Genomic DNA, 16,552 nt, shown 5'->3' with positions numbered 1-16,552 from the left:
TTGCTTTAGGGAGGGAGCGATTTTTTGGCTTTACCATTAAAAAAAGCGTTCTGTTTTATCGTAGTGAAAGTAATTTCGGCCCAGTATGCCCTCTTCTAACTTGCCCTGAATCGTTTTTTTGTGTTCCCAGAGTACATCCCAAGGTTCCAGGGAAGGTTCATCACTAAGGTCGAAGGTGCCATAATGCATGGGAATAAAAGTCTTAGCACCCATTTCATTAAAGGCTTTGATCGCATCCAAGGGACTTATATGGGCTTGTGCCATAAACCATTCGGGCTTGTAAGCGCCCACTCCCATGATGGCGTAGTCGGGAGCTCCCAGAGCATCAGCGATTAATTTAAAATGAGCGTCGTAGCCACTATCGCCCATGAAAAAGATGCTTTTAGATGTACTTTTAATGTAAAATCCGCCCCATAGTGTTTTATTTTCATCTAACAGGCCTCTCCTCGACCAGTGGCGAGCGGGGAGGTAGGTAATTTCTAAGTCTTTGTTTTTAAGGGGGAAGCGCTGAAACCAGCCTGCTTCCGTGATGGTCTGCTTGCTATGACTACGCCAATCTCCAATGACCTCACCGATACCTAAGCCTGTTAGGATGCGCACATTGGGATGCTGTTCGAATAAAAAGCTTAGCGTCGCCTTATCGCAGTGGTCACGGTGGGCGTGTGAAAGGAGAATATAATCCAGCTGGGGTATTTCTAAGAGGTCGTAGGGCAGCGCATGGCGCAGTTTTAAAAAGGTGTTATCGATCAGTACGGGATCAGTGAGCAGGGTTACCCCATCTAAGCGCATGAGGAAGCTCGCATGGCCCAACCAGATAAGAAAATCCTCTTTGGTGTTAAAATCTAATTTTTGATTCGTAACGGGAGGTTCCCGATAATCATTTTCTTTTTCTGTCTTTTGTGGGTTTTTACTAAGCTGCCATTTAAGTAAATCTTTGAAACTCGATTCGAAGGGCTGGTACAGGTTAACATAACGCCCCTTACTGTCGAGAGGCGTGCCTTGCCAATTTTCAATGCCGGCCACTGTTTCTAACTCTTCATTAGAAACAAAAGTACCAGCTTCCTGCACCTTCCCTGGGGTATAAACTGCGATCATGAGTAGGGGTGCGATAATAAGCGATAGAAAAAAACCTTTTTTCATGCTCTCTTACAACATGCAAGGAAGCATTTGGTTGTAATTTACGACAAATTTTGATTTTCCGATTAAAGAGCACCCTAGACCATTTATTATTCGTATAAAAGATACTTTTCGCGCATCTTTTTGTAGGTATGGAGCTCCTCTGCCCAACTCTCTTCTAATTCTTCGGCGGTCATACCTGCTAAAATACCTTTGCGCAGCGCATCCGTACCTGCTAATTTATCGAAGAAGCTCGTGAAAAAGCCGGCACCTTTCCCCGATTTCTGGTAGGCGTCCAGCACAAATTCAAGGGTAAATCCTGCTGCAGCCTTATCTTCCGCTGCTCTTAGGTCTTGTCCGTAGCACTGTTTTCCTTTATGTGGAGGGTTTTTCGCCCCTTCTGTAGGTGCTGGAGTGAAAGAAAAGGGACCAAAACCCGCCTGTGGATAGCCGTATACCTGAAAGGGAAAGGGGGTGCCACGTCCTACAGACACCTCCGTGCCCTCGAAAAAACAAAGCGATGGGTACAGCCGTATCGACTGATAATTCGGAAGATTAGGCGAAGGACGGACAGGAAGCTCATAAGGGGTCTGGTGGTTCCAGTTGGCCACGGTCACCACTTCTATTTCTGCTTGCAGCCCCCCTGAAAGCCATGCCTCTCCGTTAATCATCCGGGCCAGTTCGGCTACGGTAAGCCCATGCACGACAGGGATGGGGTGGATACCGACGAAGCTTTCAAACCCTTTTTTTAGGATAGGTCCTGCGACATAGTCCCCATTCGGATTCGGTCTATCTAGGATGAGCACAGGTTTTCCCGCTTCTGCGGCGGCCTCTAGCACATAATGTAACGTAGAAATATAGGTGTAAAAGCGCACGCCCACATCCTGCAAGTCAAAAACCAGCAGATCTACATCCTCCAGCGTTTGTTTTTGCGGTTTTTTCTGATCACCATACAGGGAGAGCAGAGGGAGGCCCGTGGCGGGGTCTGTTTCATTTCCGATACGCTCGCCTGCGTCTGCGTTACCGCGAAAGCCATGCTCGGGGACGAATATTTTTTGGATTTGCTGTCCTTCAGCCAGCAAAAAATCCACCAGATGCGTGCTTTTGCCCGCTTGCTGCAGCAGGGAGCTTTGATTCACGATTAAGCCAAGCCGTTTTCCTGCCATCAGGGGGAGGTAGCGCTCTGGCTGGTCTGCTCCAGCGAGGATGTCTAAAGCACCAGCGCTTACACTTTCTTGCTCACTTGGGTTTTTATCCTCGGAACTGCTGCCCCGGTCCGCATGACATCGAAGGGAAATCAGGCTGAAAAAAAGAAGTAGGAGCGTAATTTGTGAGGGCTTCATAGTATCTTTGGGTGTATTTTAGAACTAAATTAGATAAAATCTTTGAACCTCTCCTATTTCATAGCGAAAAGAATCAGTTTTAAAGGCAGTGGCGGTTTTACAGGGACGATCCATCGGATCGCGGTTGGAAGTGTGGCTATAGGGATCGCCGTATCCATGTTGGCATTTATGATTCTAGGGGGTTTTCAGCGTGAGGTAGGGGAGAAGATCTACCGCTTTACCGGCCATCTGCAGGTGACCAAGTTTATGTCGGGCAATGCCTACGAGGAGAGCCCCATGAGCACGGAGAGCTTTTTTTATCGCGATCATCGGGAGCATCCAGTTTTACGGCATGTTCAGTCCTATGCCCACAAGCCCGGGCTGATCAAGGGTGAGGAGGAGGTGGAAGGGGTGCTTTTTAAAGGAATAGCCGTCGACTTCGATACGGTAGATTTTCGTCCCTCCCTGAAGGCGGGCAGGTTTATCCGCCACGATGCCGAGCAAGCGGTAAATGAGGTTTTGATTTCTCAAAAAATCGCCGATAAGCTCCTGCTTTCGCTCGGCGATAAATTTGTGCTGTATTTCGTTCAGGACCCGCCACGTTTTCGCAATGTAGAAATCGTAGGCATCTACGAGACGTACATGGAGGCTTTTGATGAAAAAATCATCATCGGAGATATTCAGACGGTGCGTAACCTGAATGGCTGGAACGCAGATCAGGTGGGTGGGCTTTCCCTTTTTCTGCAGGATCCTTCTGCTCTGGACGCTGCTTACCTGGAGCTAGAAGATCTGATGGATTACGACCTGCGCCTACAGCGCGTAAAAGACCGCTTTGCAGATATCTTCGACTGGCTCGCACTCCTGAATAATAATGTCTATGTGTTTTTAGGCCTGATTCTTTTCGTGGCGGCCTTTAACATGGTTTCCGTGCTCTTTATTTTGATCATGGAGCGCACGCCGATGATTGGCCTCCTAAAAGCAATAGGGGCTTCTTTTCAGTTGATTCGTCGCATCTTTTTTTGGAATGGAATTCGGATTATTGGGAAGGGGATGCTTATCGGGAACACGATCGGCCTTGGGCTGGGCGCGCTGCAGGATCGATTTCGTTTTATCCGGCTGGATCCGGAGGCCTACTACATGGAGGCCGTGCCGATTGCCTGGAACTGGCCGCTGCTGATCGGCTTAAACGTTTTTGTTTTCGTCTTGACGGCCCTCGTATTACTGATTCCAGCACGCTTGATTGCAGGAGTGCAGCCTATTAAGGCCATTCGTTTCGATTAGATCTTTGGCTATGTTTTGGCTTTGCGCCAGTGGCGCAAAGTGAAGGCAGATGCTGTATTCTGACCCATCAAGATCAAGAGGTAGAGCTAGGTTTACGGTGCTTGGGGCGGCGGATCAGACTACGTAGTTTCATGTGAAAGACACCGAACACGGCTTCTTTAAAAATGCCGATGTTCATTTTAGACTGCCCTCGTGTGCGGTCGGTGAAGATAATTGGAACTTCTTTTATGGAGAAGCCTCGAATCCAGGCTGAGAATTTCATTTCGATTTGGAAGGCATAGCCCACAAATTTTATCTTGTCCAGGGGGATGGTTTCGAGTACCTCGCGTTTGTAGCATTTAAAGCCAGCAGTGGCGTCTTTGATGGGCATGCCTGTGATGAATTGGACATATTTGGAGGCGAAAAAAGACATCAGTACACGCGACATGGGCCAGTTGACCACATTAACGCCCGTGATGTAGCGAGAGCCGATGGCCATGTCAAAACCTTCTTTTTGGCAGGCCGCGAGTAGTTTAGGCAGGTCGAGGGGGTTATGCGAGAAGTCGGCATCCATTTCAAAAATATAGCTGTAGTCCTGCTGTAGGGCGAAGTGGAAGCCTTCTAGGTAAGCGGTTCCGAGTCCTAGTTTGCCACTACGCTGGAGGAGATGCAGCCTGTTGGGGTAGGGGTTTTGGAGCTGCTGCACTGCTTCTGCGGTGCCGTCGGGTGAGCCATCGTCTATGATAAGCAGGTCGAAAAGTTCAGGCAGGCTGAGGACAGCATGCACCATATCGTGTATATTTTCGATTTCATTATAGGTGGGGATGATGACGAGCTTTCTATCGGGCATACGTGTTCGGGTGAAAAATTAAAAAAACACCTCACAAAGTTAGGTGGCTTTTTTAATTTTCAGGCTTAAAGACAAAAAAAAGGGGGGAAGGGCAGTAGCTGTATTTTTTTAAGGGCAAAGGTGTCGGTTTCGAGCGGCATACTGACTGCCTTTGGCGATGGCTGCCTCGATGTCTGCGCATCCGCTGCGTTTATTTTGGCGCACGCGCGCCACGCCCCTATGTGCCAGTGCTTCTACATGATCGGGTTTATAGCGAAGCACATCATCGAAGTCATCTTCCGCCCAGGGGAGGTAGCCAATCATAAGGAGGGTGAGACCTCGGTTATAGCGCGCTGCGAGGTTATCTGGATCATAGCGTAGCGCCATGTTAAAGGAGGCAGCGGCCCCGTTAATATCCCCTATCTGGGAGCGCGCCATCCCTTGATAATAGTAAATATCGGCAGCCTCGGGGCGGATTTTTTTTGCTTGGTCGAGAAACTCATCTGCGGATTTAAAGCGGCCATTTTTCAGCATACTTCGACCTAGGAGCAGTAGGATGTCCGCATCTTCGGGAGCATACTGGGCGGCCTTGAGGAGTTCCACTTCCGCCTCCTTGTATTTTTTAAGCTTCCAGTAGATTTTACCCTTCCCGGCGTAAGCATGCGCGTGGTCGGGGCGTAAGCTCAGGATACGGTTATAATCTTCGAAGGCCTCTTTAAATTGTTCTAGCTCTTCGAAGGCCCTTGCTCGAAGAAAAAGACTTTGGGTGTCGGTCACCTTTAGGAACAGCACTTTATTGAACTCTTTTATGGCTGCAGCATATTCTTCTTGCAGGAAGTAGCGCTCCCCACGTGCAAACTCCCGATCACAGGCGCTAAGTGTCAGTATAAGAAGTAGGAATAGTATTTTTTTCATGATTTTAATCAGTTCCTAAAAATAAGAAATTCTGATTTCATAGAAAAGTTATTTTCAATTGTGGAACTTTTTAATCCAGTCGGTTCTACAGTATCGTATTTACTGGCATTAAAGGACTTCTATTATGCTAAAAAAAATTATTCTAGGTGCGGTGGCCATCGTGTTTTTACTGGTGGCGACACTAGCAGTACATATTTATTTGGTGACCAAGCCCAAGCAAGAGGTTCCGGGGAAGCTGAATCATCAGGCGATGATACGGATTGAATTTCCGGAGGCATTAGACTCGCTAAAAGGAAAAGATATCCATGCATTTGTTTCCCAGGTAGAGGGTGTACGCACAGCGCGCATGAATGCGGATGCAGGCCACGTGGTGCTGATTTATGATCAGCGTAAGACCGCTCCTGCCGATATAGCGCAGCTTATTAATGCAGATTTTAACGCGGGAGCTACCGTTTTCAAGCCTTCCGATGAAATGCTGGCCCAGAGCTGTCCAGCCATCAACAAGAACTCACTTACATATCGATTAGGAGCCTTTTTTCAGAAAGCTTTCGAGAATTAAACAATTAATTAAATTAAACTACTATGAGACGAATTAATTATTGGCTAGCCAGTTTCGTGGTGGGATCTTTACTGGTATTTTCATCCTGTAGTGATGATGATCCGATGGATCCGCCGATGATGGAGGATGATTCCTTCTATGCCACGATGTTAGGAGGTACCACACTTGTGGACGATCCAGATAATCCTGGCCAACAGATACAGCAGGGTTTCCTCAACTTAAGAACAGTGGTTACGAATACGGTTCTAACCATTGCGACGAACGAGGGCGGCGTGTACACAGATTTACTTCCTTACTTTAGCGTATTACTAAATGAGGTTGGGCGTGAAGATTTCTCGGGATTCGCTACGCTTGTAAACGATTTCACGATTTTCTTAGCAGAAGCTACAGGTGGACCTTTCACCTACACAGGTTTAGACATGGAAGCGGCACATGATCCGACACGCAATCCGCGAATGGATGGTCTAATTAATAACGCTGATTATGATCTTTTCATCCAAGCTGTGGTGGAAGGTGCTGCACAAGCGGGAATTACAAGTAATGACGTCATCGGACCTGTAGGGGCTCTCCTAGAGTCCGTTCGCGAGCCTATCGTGCAGCGTGCAGATGATGAGATGTTAGATCTTTACACCCGTTTAGGAGGTTCTGGCCTTATCGATGATCCTGAGAATCCAGGTCAACTTATCGAGGCGGGTTTTGTGCCTTTACGTGCCGTAGTAACGGAGACGGTGTTACTGATTGCTTCTAATCCAGAAGGAAGATATGAGGATTTATTGCCTTACTTCTCTGTTCTATTAGCAGAAGTAGGCGCGGGTGATACTTCAGGTTTCGCCACCTTAGTACAGGATTTCTCTGAATTCCTAGCTGAGGCAATCGGATCCGTAAACATTCAATACACAGGTTTAGATATGGTAGCTGCGCATGATCCGGCGCAAAATCCACGTATGACCGGTCTAGTAAATTCGGCGGATTACGATTTATTCGTAGCGGCTATTGTAGAAGCTGCGGTAGGTTTAGAGGTTCCTGAGTCTGTGATCGGTGAGTTCGGTGGCTTGTTAAATAGTCCAGGCTTACGTGATGCTGTAATTCAGCGCTAAGCAGCTATAGTGTATTTCAAAGAGTAAAATTCTAGTTAAATTTATCCACAAGCCTAAATCCACAGTGAGGTTCCTAAGTGAGAGGGTTTAGGTTTTAAAAAGTCGCTTTCTTTGAGGGCGACTTTTTACGTTTCGACCAGATTTGTGTCGAAACATAAGGTGATGTGGAAAATATTTTGGATTTTTGTTGGTCAAACCAAAGCAGCTGAAATGAACAAATACATTGATTTAATCCAGCAGACTTTCGATTTTCCTACAAAGGAGTTCGAGGTATCGGATAATCAACTCACCTTTAACGGGGTGAATCTGATGGAAATCATCGACACATACGGTACGCCTTTAAAACTCACCTATTTGCCTAAGATTTCGGAGAGCATTCAGAATGCGAAGACTTACTTCGCTAATGCGATGCAGACCCATGATTATAAGGGGTCCTATACCTATTGTTACTGCACGAAATCTTCCCATTTCAGCTTTGTTTTAAATGAGGCGCTTAAGAATGATATCCACATCGAAACATCGTCTACCTTCGATATTCCGCTTGTGCGCAAGCTATACGAAGAAGGAAAAATCAGGAAGGATACCTTTATTGTATGTAATGGCTTTAAGCGAGAGCGTTATAAGGAACTTATAACGGGCTTACTTAATGACGGCTTCCATAATTGCGTTCCGATTCTGGATAACTTGACAGAAATCGATTATTACCTCGAGCACGTAAAGGTACCTTTTCAAGTGGGTATCCGCATCGCAGCAGATGAGGAGCCGAAGTTTGGCTTTTATACCTCACGTTTAGGCGTACGCTATAATGACATCCTGAAGCTTTATGAAGAAAAGATAAAGAATAACCCACACGTGTCCCTGAAGATGCTGCATTTCTTTATCAACTCTGGTATTCGGGATACGGCATATTATTGGTCGGAGCTTACGCGCTTCATTCAGAAGTATGTAGACTTGAAAAAAATAGCACCGAGCTTAGATACGATGGATATCGGTGGCGGTTGGCCGATAAAGACGAATGTATTTTTTGATTATGACTACCAGTACATGGCAGATCAAATCATTAAAAACATCAAGTGGATGTGTGCCAAAAACAACACAGTGGAACCGGATATCTTTACTGAGTTTGGCTCCTACACGGTGGGTGAAAGTGGCGCGGTTTTATATTCCGTCCTGGAAGAAAAACTGCAAAACGACAAAGAGCTTTGGTATATGATCGATGGTTCTTTTATCACGCAGCTGCCGGATAGCTGGGGTCTCAATCAAAAGTACATTATGCTCGCGGTGAACCATTGGGATAAGGAGTATCATAATATCAACTTGGGTGGGCTGACTTGTGATAGCATGGACTATTACAATTCAGAGGCACATCAGTATAATATTTACTTGCCCAAGCAGGAACCGGGGAAAAAGCAGTATTTAGGCTTTTTCCATACTGGCGCCTATCAGGAATCACTGGGAGGCTATGGGGGCATCCAGCATTGCTTGATTCCAGCTCCTAAGCATGTGCTGGTAGATCGTGCTGAGGATGGTAGTATCACACATCGCCTTTTTGCTCCGGAGCAAACGAGCGAAAACATGCTGAAAACTTTAGGCTATTAAGTGCGTTAAAAAGGGTAATCGATTGATTACCCTTTCTTTATGTACTTATGCATACGCGTTCATTTGTTTGTTTTCTAGTCATCTTCCTGTTTACCGCATGGCTTCCTGTACGCTCTTCTGAGGCTGTGAGCGCATCTGATGCCGTGTGGAAGGTGCAGGTGGTTTATCACAAGGAAGAACCAAAAAACCTACCCGAGTACGAAGAGATACTTTTGGTAGCTGAAAATTTTTTGGATACCAGTAGCTATCTAATTAAGAATTTTGAGAAGCAGTTGGTCCGTATCGCGAAAAACCGGGGTATGGAGGTGGTTTCTATTTTTGTGGAAGCAGAGCAAAATGGGCGTTTTCCTTCCGAGGGTGAGTTCGGTAGAAAAAGTCAGGTGCGCCTGTATTATTTGATTTCCTAACTTGTACTGTGTATTTTTCTTGTGTATTTTACGAAGCATTTTGTTACTTAATAGCTTCACTTTTTGGTTTTCTCTTTTCAAAAACATACTTTTGATCCACGAAACGGGGAATATTTGCATCATTCTTGATGAGTAGTGGTTTCGAAATCGGTGATAAATGAAAGGGATAAAATACGTACTTCTGCTTTGTGGATTTTTTTTTCATTTTGCGGTATACAGTCAACAGCAGTTTGAAGGGGAATATGTGTTTAATGGCGTAAAAGGAACGGCCAAGTTTAATTTTGTCGAGGGAAAAGAAGGTGAAATCCTTAAGGAGGGTGCTTTTCAGTTCAACAGAAATTTAGCAGATTCCTTAGACAAAACACGATTTTTTAAAACGACTATTCGAGGGGTTTACCGCGACAATGAAAAAGCGGGAGACTGGTCCTACCGCGACCTTCGGCATCAGGTGACCATAAAAGATATTGAAGAGTTTACTGTCGACACGGAATTATCGAGTGAAGAAATTCGCTTGCGCGCTTCCTATGAGCGGGGTTTGCCTAGCGGCAAATGGAACTTCATTCGAAACACTTACAGCGATGGGAAGCTGAGTCCCAAGGCTTCTGTCGAAGAGCTCTCCTTTACCAAAGGGATGATAGAGGGTAGCTTTCAGTACAAGGAATTTGCCGGCAGACGCACTTATTTTGTTCGTGGAGGACTCCTTCCAGGAGGAATTATGAATGGTGAGTGGACCTTTGTTTATGCGGTAGATGATGTGCTTATTAGTGAGGTGCGCAATTACGATAAAGGCTTTCTTCTCGGTCTTGTGAAGCGCAATTTAGAGACCGATGAGGTCGTATATGAACAAGTCTTTTTTAAGACGATCGAAAAGCTAAGAGAAATAGAAGAAGGGAGAAACGAAGGTTTTCGCATCGCAGATGATCTGTTTGGCTTAACTTTTAATGATGGATTTTTAGAGGAGTACGAAGAGTATCAGGAGCAACAAGATGCGAACAGCCTAATCGAGGCTTTTTTATTAAATACCTTGCGCTACGACGACCGCTATATTAGTGCTGGTGGGCAGATTAAACGCTATCCTTTGGCTACAAGGAAGTTTGTGTATCAAATTCCTCGGGATGATGTACCGCGTTTAAATGAAATTCCTGAAAATTACGATCGCTTGAAAAGTGTTATTCGTGAGTATGCTGGTAAAAATTCCCTCAATCTAAATAAAAATCGATCGGACTCCGTGGCGCGTGCCTATGCGTTTTTTCAATTTTACAATCGAGAGTTAGAGCGTTTTGATCCCTTAATAAACGTCATACGAGATAAAAGTATCCAATACTTCGATCTCCGCTATATGAAGGAGAATGGGATTTCTTTTTTAAGAGAGGAGGTTAACATCCCTTATGTCTATGATGAGGAAGATAAAACATTTTCGCTTTCCTACACGGTAAATCCATTAGAAGAAGGTCTCTACCTCAGTTTGTTAGCGTACATCGCAGCTGTGGAAGAGGAAGTGCAGCGCCAGGCGGCTCTGGTGGATCGTGTCCTTTTCTTTATCGAACAAAATCAGTCTTTACGTCAGCTGGAGGCAGAGATAGAAAGCCAGCAGCGGGTTATCGATCGCTTGTATGTAGAGGAGCGTGGGGAGCAAGAGCCCAGAGTGCGCCGTTTGGTACAGGATGTTTATGAAACCGTTCTCGAGAGGAGTTACGCTGCCTTGAACGATGATTATGCGCGTACGGATAATCAAGAGAGGAAAGTAGAACTTGCTAACATCAAGTTAGACTTGCTTAATGAGCTCGAAACGGTGCATCCGAAACTACTTCGGGTGTATGAAATTCTAGAGACTGTAGACGAAGGGTATATGGTTGAGGTGTGGAATGCTTTCACTTTCTCACGTTATATGCAGCGCGAAAAGGAGCGCTTGTGGGAGGCTGGTGAGCTGCTCTATATGCATTATATCGATGCTTTACGCTCAGAGGAGGTGTATGTGGAGCTAAGGGTCTGGATTCAGAAAATGGAAAACCTTGCACAGCGCCTAAACGAACTTCGCGAAGAAGATACGAGGAGATTAGAGCGCAGAATCGGACGGACGAAAGATCCTAAAGAGATCGAAGAACTATTAGAATTAAAGTAAACGTAAACTATGCTTTCATTAAAGCGTGCCTGTATAGGCTGCCTCTTTTTCGTGGGAATCCTTTTATTTCGTTCAGAAGTGCAGGCTCAGGGAGAAGTAACCATTCCCACGGAAAGGAGAAGTTTGGCACCTACCACTGAAAACTGGAATGGTTTGTATTTAAAGCTGCGGCTTTCAGATAGATGGTTTTGGTATCAGGAAAATCACTATCGAAGAAGAAGCTCTGTGGACGATCGTACAGACTTCATAGGTCGTATGAGCCAAATCTATAATCGATTTGGAATGACCTATCTTTTTAATGATTATTTCGAGGTGACGTTTGGGCCAACTTTAGTATGGAACTATACACCGGATAGGGGGAATCCAGAATTTAATAATACCGTGTTAGAACCCCGATTTTGGCATCAGTGGCTATTTACCCAATCTGTCGGACCTGTAAAAGTGCTGCATCAGTTTCGATTCGAACACCGTTTCAGAAGGGATCCTGCCATCGGCTCTGAGTTTGAATACACGGATCGATACCGCTATAAGATTACGGGCTATATACCGCTTAATAAGCCAAAAATGGAAAACAAGACACTTTTCTTAGCTCCTTCTAATGAAGTGTTTTTCCAAACAGGTAAAAATATCGTGAATATCCATGAAGAGAATCGTGTCTACACTGCCATCGGCTATACCTATAATTCTGTGATGTTCTTTGGTGGTCACATGTGGACCTATGGACCGACAGCTGTACCTGGGACCTATCGAAATCGACATATTATCCGATTGAACGTGATGTTCAACTTGGATTTCCGAAATTCTCGAAGACCTATTATTCGTGACCAAGACCTTAAATTCTAATATGCGTACCTCGAAGTTAATTGTGATTTTGCTTGTCTTTGCTGCTGTGTCGTTCGTTCAAGAAGGAGCCTATGCTCAAAATGAAGGACAAGTACGTCTCAAGTACATGCACGAGTGGCGTGCAGATACTTGGTTTTTCGGTTTTGGTTTTGCTGGAGAGTATTTTCCTATGGATGATGTTTCGATAAGTGCACAGACCACCTTTTTATTACCGGCGTCAGGGATAGCGAATAGTTTGGATGTCGATGGGCGTTATTATTTTACACAAGATAAATTTCAGGTGTACGGCTTACTCGGTTGGGGGTATTATTACCGTAACTTCGAGTTTAATGAAATCGGACATCTGCATAAGCATGCTATCAACGTAGGTGCTGGGTTTTTGTATAAATTTATAGATGAAATTGGGCTGGAGGCCGAATACAAGTTCCAAGCAGGGCAAATTAACACCTCTATTTTCCGATTAGGGGTGGTTTATTTCATTAATTAATTCTTTTCTATCGAGTGATTGATTTTGGGGAGGAAGGTGATTTTTCACTTTCCATTTTTTTTAGGAAATAGAGGTTTACAAGGTATCCGATAGTAGACGCCCGTATTTAAGGCAAATTGAACCAGGGTGATGCCAGGATCAGCAATGATCTCGATTTCACGGGTTTGTGAAACAAAAAGTTCTTGCTGCGACCAGTTTATCGGCATGAGTAATGTCACAGAGGTTACGAGACCAAAATTTTCTGTGAACGCAATTTTCATCCCTCCTTCTAATGCCGTGGTAAGTTTAGTGAAAGAAGCGAATTCGCCATCGGTAGATTCAAAAAAAGATGGGCCTACACGAAAGGAAAAAAAGGGTTTCCAGCCTTTTCTTTCACGCACATTAGTATAACCAATACCTGCCATGATATGGCTGACGTTCATACTACCAAAACACTGCCAAGGAGCTCTAAGATTTTCTTTATAGCGCGAAAAAGTAGGGCTAAAAAGATAAGATACATCATAGTGCCAACCATCTTCTCTTTCGTATGCAAGTACGCCTTGGTAATTTATACTTTCTCTTGGCGCCATCGTTCCATTCTCTGAAATGACATTCCCTCCGACTTTAAAACCAACAAGTCCCCTAAAGTTGAGCGACTGCCCGTGGCCATGGGTACTGGAGATAAACAAGCCTATGAGGGTAACTAGGGAGATAAAATAGAGTCTATGCATGCTATGAAGCTTAATCGATTAATTGTTTTAAACGTGTTTTATTGTCCTTCCCTCCCCATCGTACTTTTGACAGGTAGTCGACAAAAAGGTAAAACATAGGGCCTCGTGACATGTCGATGGTAACTCCGTCTCCTCTGAAGTTATATTGGTGAAGATAACCTACATCGATCCGCACCCAGTCCCAAAAGCGGTAGCCTATTCCCACGAAATTCCGATTTTGAGCAAACTGATTCAATCCCATGTAGGGACCAAGCTCCAAGTGTAATTCGTGGTAATTAATGGTATAAAGAACGTTGTTGTCATAAAAGTGCTTGCCATTTAAAGGTACACGAAAGCGAGTTCGGTACCGAAACCGAAAGTTCCAAAGTGGTCCTATGGGATCATCAACACCCCTCCAGCGACTCTCAAACCTCCAGCGATGGGTCAAGTTAACCCACTCCTTTCCTGCCTTTTTGATGTAGGCATCTTGAGTGATTTCCAGCATGCTTCGAAGTTCAATTTCATCACGTCCAAAATTATCGGTGGGCTGTCCCTGTCGAAAGTCACTCACATAAAGTCCTACAGGATTAAAATGAACACGAGTGAAGCGCCCAAACTGGTAGGCAACGAAAGGACGGATGCTAAACCGTAAGGGGTTTTCGAAAATGTTATCATTCCCTACACTGCTCTGCGTCCTGTACACAATGTCGGTATACCAAAACCAAGTTTTATCTTCTGTAAGGAAGTCAGTTACGATCCACTTCGAGTAAAATATCGATTGGTCTAAAATCCTTCGACTTGGCTCTTCTCCAAAAACAGGCTCATCGAACTCAAACTGGGCAAATACCGCGTGCTTTGCGTGTAAGGTTAGACATACGGTAAGTACTATTGTATAAAAACTTCTCATTATCTTCTTCTAACATTTTCGATCCAAGTGATTTCAAAAGGAATTAGTCCATTTGCATCTACCCCTGAAAATTCGCGGCCGAAAAACCGGATCTCTACGTCCGATTGTTGAAATCTAGGAGGTAGATTACATGCGTCTAATAAAACAAAAGGACTATCAGCATCTCCAAGTCTGGCCTGTATGACGAACTGTCCAGTTTCGGCTATAAAGCGTACCAAACCGATTCTGCTTGTGTGTTCGCGCACAAAGTTGCCAGCAGGTCGATTCGTACAGGGGCTGATTTCTTCATAGGAAAATATATTATGACAGCCAGAAGAGAGCAGTACAAAAACCAAGAGCATCCAACCTGCAAAACTGTAATTACTAACTAACTTTCTCATCCAATATCTAATATGCGTTTTATTCTGTTTGGGTTATTTTCTCTTCGTAAACGCCTTTCTATCGTCCGGGTATCTGCATCATCTGCGGCTGCTAGCTCATATAGTCGATCAAAAGTCTTCTCCAACTCTTCATTTATGGTCGCCAGTTCTCGAAATGAATCTGTAGTTAAAAGTTCCTCTAGTAGATTAGGAATAAGTGTTTCTACGGCCGCATTGTAAATGGTGCGTTTGACTCGAGTTTTGATGTCGTGACGGTCCATATAGGGGTTGTAGGCATACTTGGTGTAGGCCTCATCCAGTTTCACCAGCTTTTCTTGAAGTTCAGCTACAGGGTTAAAAATTGTGGTATAGACCGAATTAAGCGCTACTATTTCGAGACCCTTTTCCTGCTTAGCTTCTATACCTTCCGCTAAACTATACGCTTCCATAGCGGAATTTAGCATCACCGTATAGCGGTCATACAAGCGATGGTGTACACTGTTGTGCGGAAGCGAATCGGGCCTATCCTCTGCCTCTCGATCGTATAAGCGTTGTACCTCTGCCGTGCTTGTGATGATGTCTTCTTCTAACTGCTGGGAAACAATCTCCTGTTCTATTTCGATAATTCTATCCTTGAAAAAAGGATCTAAAGCAGTCATTTTTTCTACTCTAGCACGGACAAATGTATTGAACTCATGTAAAATAGAGGGTGCGTTTTTTAAGGACGTGCGATTATCAAATAACCAAATAATCTCCTTTTCCTTCCAAGTAATCTGTAGGGTGTCCATGCGCTCGAATCCCTCCAGACCCTTTTCATAAAAGGTGTTGATACTTCTGTTTCTGAAATTACCCTCTAAAATACCCTGTAATTCCGCATCGATGCCCGTAAGGCGCTCTAAGCTATTTTCCAAAAAGGCGTAGGCTGTCGCCAGTGTATCAGATCTCTGCTTGTTTAAAGCAAGTGTGGTATTGTTGTAAAATTTCTCTATATCCGAAATGACTTGCTGATTCAACTTATAAGTATCTTCTAACAACTCCTGATCTGCGGTCGAAAGGGTGTAGATGAACCTACGCGTCCCCCGAAAGGAAGGGCTGCTAAAATTTTCTTGATCGATTACGCTTTCTTCGAGAAATTGACTTAATTCTAATTTTGCAAACACCTCCAAGAGAAATCTATTCCCCTTTTGCTGCGCTATTCCCCTAGGTCCTAAATTATTAAATCCATCGTCAAAGGGTATCCCAAAGCCTTCTTCGGCTATCTGCAAGTCTAAGGTGCCATCTTTTAAGGTTTCCATTTTTTCCTGTATCCCCTTGTATTCCGTATCTAAAAGGACGATGTCAGCCTCTTTATCCGTCGTACGGATTCGAAGTAAAAAACCATTCTTGTACCAGCGCTCTTCAAAAAACAAGGTGCTATCTGAGCGAAAGATCAGCTCCCACTTCCCGTCAAAAAAATGATCGCGGTTAAATTTTCCTCGTATCGATGTCTGCTGATCGCTATCCGAGTATTTAAAATCGGAGACAAACATCCCCTCCTGGACGCTGGACTCTACTAGCTCTAAAACTTTTGGGTTAGCTTGTGATTGCTGCTGAAAACGGGAGTAGCTCCATTTCCCCTCCGCTAGGCCGTCTTTAAATGTCCCTTTAAGCTCTTTCCCTTCACCCGCTATCGTATAGTCTATCGTCAGCCTTCGCGATATGTCTTTTAAATCTAACGCATATACTCCTGTGAAATAACTCCAATTCCCTGTCTTCTTATCACTGCTGAAGTTCCCTACCACTTCCACCTTTTCTACCGAGTCTACTCCTGTTCTATTTATTCCACGCAATGCATAAGGCCCGTTCTTTTGTTGACTCCCCCCTCGATTAGTAAGCCCATAGGTAATATAAAATCGGGTGTTCGATTCAGGTATCAACAAAGTGTCCCGTACAGTACTTACCTGTTGACTCACCCCAATGAGAGGCAGGAAAACCAATAAAAAAAAATAAATAAAACTTTTCATATATAGTCTCACTAATGTCTTAACTTTGGCTTCAAAGG

16 protein-coding genes are annotated in these 16,552 nt (G+C 44.5%); 8 read left to right on the top strand and 8 right to left on the bottom strand.

Annotated features, from left to right (window positions below):
• Positions 1 to 36: 36 nt before the first annotated feature.
• A complete protein-coding gene (locus tag ACXIT9_RS08475; RefSeq protein WP_458055799.1) occupies positions 37 to 1,140 on the bottom strand; it encodes an MBL fold metallo-hydrolase in 1,104 nt (367 codons plus the stop codon).
• 86 nt (positions 1,141 to 1,226) lie between these two features.
• Positions 1,227 to 2,459, bottom strand: coding sequence for an exo-beta-N-acetylmuramidase NamZ family protein (locus tag ACXIT9_RS08470; RefSeq protein WP_458055798.1), 1,233 nt, complete (start codon positions 2,457 to 2,459; stop codon positions 1,227 to 1,229).
• Between the two features lie 42 nt (positions 2,460 to 2,501).
• Between ACXIT9_RS08470 and ACXIT9_RS08465 the strand changes: the two genes are divergently transcribed.
• Positions 2,502 to 3,719 (top strand): ABC transporter permease, encoded by a 1,218-nt coding sequence (locus ACXIT9_RS08465; RefSeq protein WP_458055797.1) that lies wholly within the window; start codon positions 2,502 to 2,504, stop codon positions 3,717 to 3,719.
• A gap of 73 nt (positions 3,720 to 3,792) precedes the next feature.
• Here the strand turns inward: ACXIT9_RS08465 and ACXIT9_RS08460 are convergent, their stop codons facing one another.
• Both ACXIT9_RS08460 and ACXIT9_RS08455 read right to left on the bottom strand, forming a co-directional pair.
• A complete protein-coding gene (locus tag ACXIT9_RS08460) occupies positions 3,793 to 4,548 on the bottom strand; it encodes a polyprenol monophosphomannose synthase (RefSeq protein ID WP_458055796.1) in 756 nt (251 codons plus the stop codon).
• A 108-nt stretch (positions 4,549 to 4,656) separates the two neighbouring features.
• Positions 4,657 to 5,442 (bottom strand): tetratricopeptide repeat protein, encoded by a 786-nt coding sequence (locus ACXIT9_RS08455; RefSeq protein WP_458055795.1) that lies wholly within the window; start codon positions 5,440 to 5,442, stop codon positions 4,657 to 4,659.
• Between the two features lie 124 nt (positions 5,443 to 5,566).
• On the opposite strand from ACXIT9_RS08455, the gene ACXIT9_RS08450 reads away from it, so the two are divergent.
• From ACXIT9_RS08450 to ACXIT9_RS08420, 7 genes are all read left to right on the top strand, one after another.
• Entirely contained in the window at positions 5,567 to 6,001 is a 435-nt protein-coding gene (locus ACXIT9_RS08450) for a heavy-metal-associated domain-containing protein (protein WP_458055794.1), read from the top strand.
• Between the two features lie 23 nt (positions 6,002 to 6,024).
• Positions 6,025 to 7,098 carry a hypothetical protein gene (locus tag ACXIT9_RS08445; RefSeq protein WP_458055793.1) on the top strand — a complete coding sequence of 358 codons (1,074 nt, stop codon included), beginning with the start codon at positions 6,025 to 6,027 and terminating at the stop codon, positions 7,096 to 7,098.
• Positions 7,099 to 7,308: 210 nt separating this feature from the next.
• Positions 7,309 to 8,697 (top strand): arginine decarboxylase, encoded by a 1,389-nt coding sequence (locus tag ACXIT9_RS08440; RefSeq protein WP_458055792.1) that lies wholly within the window; start codon positions 7,309 to 7,311, stop codon positions 8,695 to 8,697.
• A gap of 47 nt (positions 8,698 to 8,744) precedes the next feature.
• Positions 8,745 to 9,104 carry a hypothetical protein gene (locus ACXIT9_RS08435; RefSeq protein WP_458055791.1) on the top strand — a complete coding sequence of 120 codons (360 nt, stop codon included), beginning with the start codon at positions 8,745 to 8,747 and terminating at the stop codon, positions 9,102 to 9,104.
• Between the two features lie 157 nt (positions 9,105 to 9,261).
• Positions 9,262 to 11,226, top strand: a complete 1,965-nt coding sequence (locus ACXIT9_RS08430) for a hypothetical protein (protein WP_458055790.1) — start codon at positions 9,262 to 9,264, stop codon at positions 11,224 to 11,226.
• Positions 11,227 to 11,235: 9 nt separating this feature from the next.
• Positions 11,236 to 12,069 carry a DUF2490 domain-containing protein gene (locus tag ACXIT9_RS08425; protein WP_458055789.1) on the top strand — a complete coding sequence of 278 codons (834 nt, stop codon included), beginning with the start codon at positions 11,236 to 11,238 and terminating at the stop codon, positions 12,067 to 12,069.
• Between the two features lies 1 nt (position 12,070).
• Positions 12,071 to 12,556 (top strand): hypothetical protein, encoded by a 486-nt coding sequence (locus ACXIT9_RS08420; RefSeq protein ID WP_458055788.1) that lies wholly within the window; start codon positions 12,071 to 12,073, stop codon positions 12,554 to 12,556.
• A gap of 44 nt (positions 12,557 to 12,600) precedes the next feature.
• On the opposite strand, the gene ACXIT9_RS08415 is transcribed toward ACXIT9_RS08420, so the two are convergent.
• The 4 genes from ACXIT9_RS08415 to ACXIT9_RS08400 are packed head-to-tail and all read right to left on the bottom strand — an operon-like array spanning position 12,601 to position 16,514.
• Positions 12,601 to 13,266, bottom strand: coding sequence for a hypothetical protein (locus tag ACXIT9_RS08415; RefSeq protein WP_458055787.1), 666 nt, complete (start codon positions 13,264 to 13,266; stop codon positions 12,601 to 12,603).
• A 10-nt stretch (positions 13,267 to 13,276) separates the two neighbouring features.
• Entirely contained in the window at positions 13,277 to 14,152 is an 876-nt protein-coding gene (locus ACXIT9_RS08410; RefSeq protein ID WP_458055786.1) for a DUF2490 domain-containing protein, read from the bottom strand.
• Complete coding sequence (locus tag ACXIT9_RS08405; protein WP_458055785.1) at positions 14,152 to 14,532, bottom strand: hypothetical protein; 381 nt, start codon at positions 14,530 to 14,532, stop codon at positions 14,152 to 14,154. The genes ACXIT9_RS08410 and ACXIT9_RS08405 overlap by 1 nt, the downstream gene beginning before the upstream one ends.
• A complete protein-coding gene (locus ACXIT9_RS08400) occupies positions 14,529 to 16,514 on the bottom strand; it encodes a hypothetical protein (protein WP_458055784.1) in 1,986 nt (661 codons plus the stop codon). Before ACXIT9_RS08400 ends, ACXIT9_RS08405 begins: the two co-directional genes overlap by 4 nt.
• Between the last annotated feature and the right edge of the window lie 38 nt (positions 16,515 to 16,552).

The organism is Nitritalea sp. (assembly GCF_054166705.1).
Note: the sequence above shows the minus strand (reverse complement) of the source record. Positions and strands in the feature narration are given on the sequence as shown.

What these genes read in the sequence shown, in the direction of transcription:
- ACXIT9_RS08445 (WP_458055793.1), top strand. Translation starts at nt 6,025, where the DNA reads ATGAGACGAATTAATTATTGGCTAGCCAGTTTCGTGGTGGGATCTTTA.
- ACXIT9_RS08425 (WP_458055789.1), top strand. Translation starts at nt 11,236, where the DNA reads ATGCTTTCATTAAAGCGTGCCTGTATAGGCTGCCTCTTTTTCGTGGGA.
- ACXIT9_RS08470 (WP_458055798.1), bottom strand. Translation starts at nt 2,459, where the DNA reads ATGAAGCCCTCACAAATTACGCTCCTACTTCTTTTTTTCAGCCTGATT.
- ACXIT9_RS08405 (WP_458055785.1), bottom strand. Translation starts at nt 14,532, where the DNA reads ATGAGAAAGTTAGTTAGTAATTACAGTTTTGCAGGTTGGATGCTCTTG.
- ACXIT9_RS08415 (WP_458055787.1), bottom strand. Translation starts at nt 13,266, where the DNA reads ATGCATAGACTCTATTTTATCTCCCTAGTTACCCTCATAGGCTTGTTT.
- ACXIT9_RS08450 (WP_458055794.1), top strand. Translation starts at nt 5,567, where the DNA reads ATGCTAAAAAAAATTATTCTAGGTGCGGTGGCCATCGTGTTTTTACTG.
- ACXIT9_RS08420 (WP_458055788.1), top strand. Translation starts at nt 12,071, where the DNA reads ATGCGTACCTCGAAGTTAATTGTGATTTTGCTTGTCTTTGCTGCTGTG.
- ACXIT9_RS08440 (WP_458055792.1), top strand. Translation starts at nt 7,309, where the DNA reads ATGAACAAATACATTGATTTAATCCAGCAGACTTTCGATTTTCCTACA.
- ACXIT9_RS08410 (WP_458055786.1), bottom strand. Translation starts at nt 14,152, where the DNA reads ATGAGAAGTTTTTATACAATAGTACTTACCGTATGTCTAACCTTACAC.
- ACXIT9_RS08430 (WP_458055790.1), top strand. Translation starts at nt 9,262, where the DNA reads ATGAAAGGGATAAAATACGTACTTCTGCTTTGTGGATTTTTTTTTCAT.
- ACXIT9_RS08400 (WP_458055784.1), bottom strand. Translation starts at nt 16,514, where the DNA reads ATGAAAAGTTTTATTTATTTTTTTTTATTGGTTTTCCTGCCTCTCATT.
- ACXIT9_RS08475 (WP_458055799.1), bottom strand. Translation starts at nt 1,140, where the DNA reads ATGAAAAAAGGTTTTTTTCTATCGCTTATTATCGCACCCCTACTCATG.
- ACXIT9_RS08435 (WP_458055791.1), top strand. Translation starts at nt 8,745, where the DNA reads ATGCATACGCGTTCATTTGTTTGTTTTCTAGTCATCTTCCTGTTTACC.
- ACXIT9_RS08460 (WP_458055796.1), bottom strand. Translation starts at nt 4,548, where the DNA reads ATGCCCGATAGAAAGCTCGTCATCATCCCCACCTATAATGAAATCGAA.
- ACXIT9_RS08455 (WP_458055795.1), bottom strand. Translation starts at nt 5,442, where the DNA reads ATGAAAAAAATACTATTCCTACTTCTTATACTGACACTTAGCGCCTGT.